We start from the raw sequence: 5842 nt of genomic DNA, 5'->3' as shown, positions 1-5842 counted from the left end.
TTCGTGATCGTGGACGAGGCGCAGTCCCTGGAGCGGAACGTCCTGCTGACCGTCCTGTCCCGGATCGGCCAGGGTTCGCGGGCGGGCCACCACGAAGCTACGGGCCGTACGCCCCCCGGGGCAGTGGCGCGTCCGGCAGATCCGATACCGTTTCCGCCATGCGTGTCGCCGTGCTGGTGCTTGAGGGTGTGTTCGATTCCGGGTTGGCTGCCGTCCTGGACGTGCTGAGTTGCGCGAACGAGCTGCGAGAGCGGCTGCCCAAGCCGCCACCGCCCTGGCAGGTCACCAAGGTCGGTTTCACCGGCACGGTCCGCACCGGTGCCGGGCACCTGGTCGAGGTGGCCCCGGTCGAGCAGGCCGCCGACTGCGACCTGCTGCTCGTCCCGGCGGTGTCCGAACGCCGGCCCGAGGAACTGGTGCGCTGGGCAGCCGGCGACGACACGGCCCGGGCGCGTGAGTTGCTGGCCGACTTCCGTGCCCGACGTACCCCCGTCGCCTCCGCCTGCGCGGGTACCTTCCTGCTCGCGGAGGCCGGCATCCTGGACGGCCTGCGAGCCACCACCACCTGGTGGCTCGCCCCGCTGTTCCGCAGCCGATACCCGAAGGTGACCCTCGACCAGCAGCGCATGGTGACCAGCTGCGACGGCATCACGACCGCAGGTGCGGCCTTCGGGCACGTCGACCTCGCGCTGACCCTGGTCCGCCGGCGCAGCCCGGCCCTGAGCGACCTGGTCGCCAACTACCTCGTCATCGACGAACGCCCCTCCCAGGCAGCCCACACGATGACCGCCACCCTCGCCGAGAGCGACCCGACGGTCGCCGCCTTCGAACGCTGGGTCCGCGACCACCTCCACGAACCCCTGGCCATCAAGGACGCGGCCGATGCCCTCGGTGTCAGTGAACGCACCCTCCAACGCACCACCCGCGCCGTCCTGGGCACCTCACCGGTGCGTTTCGTCCAGGACCTCCGGATCGAACAGGCCGTCCACCTGCTGCGCACCACGGCCCAGCCGATTGACGCCATCGCCCATCGCGTCGGCTACGAGAACGCCAACACCCTGGGCATCCTGCTGCGAGAACGCACCGGCCGCACCGCGGGCCAGCACCGTCGCAGCCACCACCCCTGACCGGGCGACAGCCGGTAGGGGGTGGAGACGGCTGCCCGGCCGGTGGTCGGCCGCCGCCTGTCCGGTGCCGGTAAACGGGGGAGCCTGCCCATCTCCGGCGCCGCACACGTGAGAAAACCGTTGGCAGGCGGCCTACCGCTGGCTGTTGGATCTCCGATGTCGGTACTGCCGCCCGCTGCGGGCGAACGGAGGAGGGGCGGTCGGATGACTGTTGTGTACGAGCGGCTCGACACCGAGGCGGATGCCGGCCAGCTGGTCGCGTTCCTGGCTGGTGAGGTGTGGCCCTTCCATGTGTTCGCCTCGCTGACCGAGGAGACCGTCCGGACGAAGCTGGCGGAGGGGTACTACGACGGCGAGTCGTCCCGGAGCTTCTGGATCGGCGAGGACAGCGAGCGAGTCGGCCTGATCCGGCTGGAGGACCTGGACGACGACGCGCCCGTCTTCGATCTGCGGATCGGCGCCGCGCACCGGGGCCGTGGCGTGGGCGGCCGGGCGCTCCAATGGCTGACCGGGTACGTCTTCTCGGAGTTCGCGGACGTCACGCGGATCGAGGGCACCACGCGCCAGGACAACGAGCCGATGCGGCGGGCGTTCCGCCGCGGCGGCTACGTCAAGGAGGCGCACTACCGCGAGGCCTGGCCCGACCAGGACGGCACGCTGTACGACTCGATCGGCTACGGCATCCTGCGGCGGGACTGGCAAACCGGTTCGCGGACCGAGGTGCGCTGGGACGACGAACCGAACGGTCGCTGAGCGGTCGACCGGCGGACCGGCCGAACGCCTCGATTCGCGAGACGACTTGACTCATGGAACGGATTCACCGCGGTGCGGGCCCTGTACAGCGACAGTTCAGAAGCAACGCCAGGCAACGGTCGTGGTCGAGCCGCAGAGCAAGCTGCCGGCCAACCACCGGCCCTCGGTGGATCGATCTGATGTTGCGTCACTTTCCGAGCGAATCGGTGCCGTTGTAGCCCACCGGCAGGCCGTCGGCGAAGAACACGTCCGCGGTCATGTGGTCGGTGCGCAGTCTGAGGATCGCCTGGTACGCGGGCGAGTCGTACCAGGCGCGTACCTGGTCGCGGTCGGGGAACTCGATGACGATCAGATCGCCGGTCCAACCGCCCTCGACCGCTTCGACATTGCCGCCGTGCACCAGGAAGCGGCCGCCGAACGGTTCCAGGGTGGCGTCGATCCGCTCGAGGTACTCCACGATGTCGGGGCCGAACTCGACCTGGTGGACGATGGCGACGGCGTAGGCGGGCATGACGACCTCCGGTAGTCCTTGGTGATGGGTGGGCCCGGGTGGCGAGAGCGGATCCGCGCTCGTTCCCCGTCACGTCATCGACGGTATGCCTGGGCACCCGAGCGGCGAATCAGTCGCCTATCAGTCGTCGACTCCGGATGTCGACTGCCCGGCCCCACAGCACGGCTTGCCGGGGCTGCGGGCAGGGCTGGTCCGCTTGCTGCCCCCGGCTCTACTCGCGGCCCATGGCTCGTGCAGTTGTTGGCAGAGCCGCGTGGAGCGGGTTGTGGGGCTGGTTCGGGTGCCGTCCTTCACCGGCAGGCTTGCTTGTCCCGCCCGTGTCTTCCGCGCCAACGTCCTGATCGAGCAAGGCGGTTGACCTTCCCGGCCAGGACCGTCGAGCCGGAGGAGGTTCATCGTCCGATGATCCGCCGGAGCCAGCGGGAGCGGGCGTCGCGGGCATCTTGGCTGAGGACGGCCTGCGGTGCGAGTGTGTCGAACCCGTGGAAGGCGCCGGGCCATACGTGCAGTTCGGCCTCGCCGCCGGCCTGCCAGATCGCGTTGGCATAGGCCACGGCCTCGTCCCTGAAGGACTCGGCCGACCCGACCTCGACGTAGGCCGGGGGCAGCTCGGACAGATCCGTGGCGCGAGCAGGGGCCGCGTAGGGCGGCAGGTCAGCAGCCCCGTACAGGTCGCCCAGCAGTGCCTGCCATGCGGTCGCGTTGGAGGTCCGGTCCCAGGTGTCGCGGCCGACCATCTGGTAGCTGGAGAAGGTGTTGTTGCGGTCGTCGAGCATCGGGCTCAGGAGCAGTTGACCGATCGGAACCGGCCCGCCGCGGTCGCGCGTCAGCAGGGCGAGTGCTGCGGCGAGTCCACCGCCGGCACTCTTCCCTCCGACGATGATGCGGTCCGCGTCGACGCCCAGTCGGGCCGCGTGATCAGCCGCCCAGACGAGTCCGGCATAGCAGTCCTCCACGGGTATGGGGTACTGCGCCTGCGGCGCCAGTCGGTACTCGACGGAGATGACGGCCAGTTGCAGCGGGAGAGCCCATTCGCGAAGCAGCCGCGGAACGACGGACCCTGCATTGCCCATGATCATCCCACCGCCGTGCATGTAGTACAGGAGCGGCAGGGGCCCGGCGATCCCGGCGGGACGTGCGCTGACGAGCCTGACCTCGCTCCCGTCCCGTACCGGCGCACGCAACTCCTCCACCTCGAACCGGTCGTCGGCCTGGAGCTCCCGAATCGTCGGTCTGGGCCGGGCCACAGCATCCCGGTTCTGCCTGGCAGCGAGGCCATCCAGGGTGACGGGCTCCTTCGCCTCCTCTCCCATGGCTGCCAGCACGGTCCGCAGCTCCGGGTCGAAGGGAGGTGCGGGCCGAGCCGTCGAGGCAGGGCCGTGCTCAGGCGGCATTCCACCAACACCCACGACAGGACCTCCCCTTGGCGAGGGATGCCAGGCGGCATCCCGACCAGGACATCTTGTCAGTCTGGCCGCGCCCGTGGGGAACGCGATCCCCTCGAGCCACTGCCACGCGCACCGACTCAGGGACGCCCCCGGCGCCGTTCGCTCGCCGCTCAGCCCCCACCCTGCGCATACCGCATCCATCGGCACGCCACGGGGATCACTACCTGTCACCACCCGTCGGCAGGACGAGGCATGGGCAGTGTGCTGTGGTGATCGAAATACCGGAGATATTCGCGCAGAGCACCGTCGCACGGGAGGGCGAGCGCGGCCGGGTCTGGATCGAGTCGCTGCCCGGGCTTCTCGATGAACTACTCCAGCGCTGGAACTGCACGCCCACGACGCCGATCAGGCATGGCCAGGTGGGGGTAGTCGTGCGGGTGCGGCGGGATGACGGGACGTCGGCCGTACTGAAGGTCTCCTTCCCGCATCCTGGCAACGTTCACGAACCCGACGCCTTCGCGGCGTGGGGCGGACGCGGCGCCGTGCTGCTGCACAGACGGGATGACGCCCGGTTCGCCATGCTGCTGGAGCAGGCCGAGGACGGCAGCCTGGCTGATCTCGACGACGTCGACGAGGCCGTCGCCGTGGCCGGGCAGCTCGCCCGTAGACTGGCCGTCCAGGCTCCGCCCGGTCTGCCGCGGCTCTGCGATCAGGCCGAGAACTGGGAGGAGAAGCTCCGGAGCGACGCCGAGCGGCTCCCCTCCCCGTTGCCGCGGCATGTGGTGCACGCCGCGGTCGCGACCGTCCGGGAGCTCGGCAAGGAACAGCCGGACACGCTGGTCCATGGCGACCTCCACTACGGGAACGTGTTGCGGGGCGAGCGGGAACCCTGGCTGGCCATCGATCCCAAGGGATATGTCGGTGACCCGGCCTACGACGCGATCACCCTGCTCCGCAGCCGGTTCGAGGAACTGCTTGCCGCCGACGACCTGAAGGCGGCCCTGCTACGCCGGCTGGCCACCTTCTCCGAGGCTGCCGGGATCGACCGCGAGCGGGCCCGCCGCTGGGCCCAGGCCCGCGCGGTGACGGCCGCTCACTGGGGCCGTGAGTACGGCGAGCCGGCGTGGCTCGTCCAGGCCACCGACCAGCTGGCGGAGATGCTGGCCTGAACGGCCTTGCGCCGGAAGGTCGGTGGTGCGCCCCGCCTCGAAGAGCGGGGCCGCAGGCCGTCTGTCCGTTGCGCAGGTGAGGAGCCGCAACCCCAGTCGGCCAACTCGAGCCGAGCTCCGGTGCGGCGAAGGCACGTACACGGAGGTTGTGTTGGCGAGTATGGATACCAGTCGATACGGGGTGATTCGCGCCGAACCTCCTGCGCGGCGTTCACGTACTTTCCAACGGCGGTGCGGTGGCGATTCGTTCCCGCCGGCGGTGTGACCTTTCGCCGACCGGACAAGCCTTCTCACTGCACCGGCAGAGCCCCATACTCCTGGATCGGGCCTGGTGGCGGCGGGAGCGGCCGCTGGGAGGTTCAAAGGATCAGCGCCCCTGGGGGGGCGCTTCGAAAACCGCGGGGAGTGGTTCAAGGGTGGAGTCAGGTCTGGTTACCGCAGCGGCTTCGGGTACCTGGAAGTTGGGGGACCGGGAAGTCAACCGCCTCGGTTTCGGCGCGATGAGGCTGACCGGGAACGGGATGGCCGGAAATTCCGCCGGAGCCCCGATCGACCGCGATCTCGCGGTCAGGGTCCTGCGGAGCGCGGTCGAGCGCGGTGTGAACCACATCGACACCGCCGCGTTCTACTTCTCACCGCTGCGGTCTGCCAATGAGCTGATCAATCGGGCGTTGGCGCCCTACCCCGACGACCTGGTGATCGTCACCAAGGTGGGACCGGGGCGGGACCCGTCGGGTGAGTGGCTGCCCACGGCCAGGCCCGATCAGCTGCGTGGGCAGGTCGAGGAGAACCTGCGTCAGCTAGGCCCGTACTTCGCGGGTCGTTGAATCGAATGGTTCGGGCCCGGGAACGGTGTCCAAGGCCGCCCCGGTGGCGTTGGATTGGGTGTGTCGA

The 5842-nt window shown here is 69.8% G+C and carries 5 protein-coding genes and 1 pseudogene; 4 read left to right on the top strand and 2 right to left on the bottom strand.

Features of this window, described 5'->3' with window-relative positions; genetic code table 11:
• The first annotated feature begins 158 nt into the window (after nucleotides 1–158).
• On the top strand, nucleotides 159–1127 hold the full coding sequence (locus ACWDAK_RS40340) for a GlxA family transcriptional regulator (protein ID WP_344640963.1): 969 nt from the start codon (nucleotides 159–161) through the stop codon (nucleotides 1125–1127).
• 204 nt (nucleotides 1128–1331) lie between these two features.
• On the top strand, nucleotides 1332–1880 hold the full coding sequence (locus ACWDAK_RS40335; RefSeq protein ID WP_427396265.1) for a GNAT family N-acetyltransferase: 549 nt from the start codon (nucleotides 1332–1334) through the stop codon (nucleotides 1878–1880).
• A gap of 187 nt (nucleotides 1881–2067) precedes the next feature.
• Here ACWDAK_RS40335 and ACWDAK_RS40330 read toward each other — a convergent pair whose 3' ends face one another.
• Nucleotides 2068–2391, bottom strand: coding sequence for a DUF1330 domain-containing protein (locus tag ACWDAK_RS40330; protein ID WP_427396266.1), 324 nt, complete (start codon nucleotides 2389–2391; stop codon nucleotides 2068–2070).
• A 392-nt stretch (nucleotides 2392–2783) separates the two neighbouring features.
• Nucleotides 2784–3785: an alpha/beta hydrolase gene (locus tag ACWDAK_RS40325; protein WP_427396267.1), complete on the bottom strand. Its 1002-nt coding sequence runs from the start codon at nucleotides 3783–3785 to the stop codon at nucleotides 2784–2786.
• A 263-nt stretch (nucleotides 3786–4048) separates the two neighbouring features.
• On the opposite strand from ACWDAK_RS40325, the gene ACWDAK_RS40320 reads away from it, so the two are divergent.
• Nucleotides 4049–4948 (top strand): aminoglycoside phosphotransferase family protein, encoded by a 900-nt coding sequence (locus tag ACWDAK_RS40320; protein ID WP_344640966.1) that lies wholly within the window; start codon nucleotides 4049–4051, stop codon nucleotides 4946–4948.
• Nucleotides 4949–5376: 428 nt separating this feature from the next.
• Nucleotides 5377–5754, top strand: a pseudogene (locus ACWDAK_RS40315) (aldo/keto reductase); the annotation flags it as partial.
• Between the last annotated feature and the right edge of the window lie 88 nt (nucleotides 5755–5842).

Source organism: Kitasatospora sp. NPDC001175, assembly GCF_053598215.1.
The sequence above is the reverse complement of the archived record's forward strand: the minus strand, read 5'-3'. Positions and strand labels throughout refer to the sequence as shown.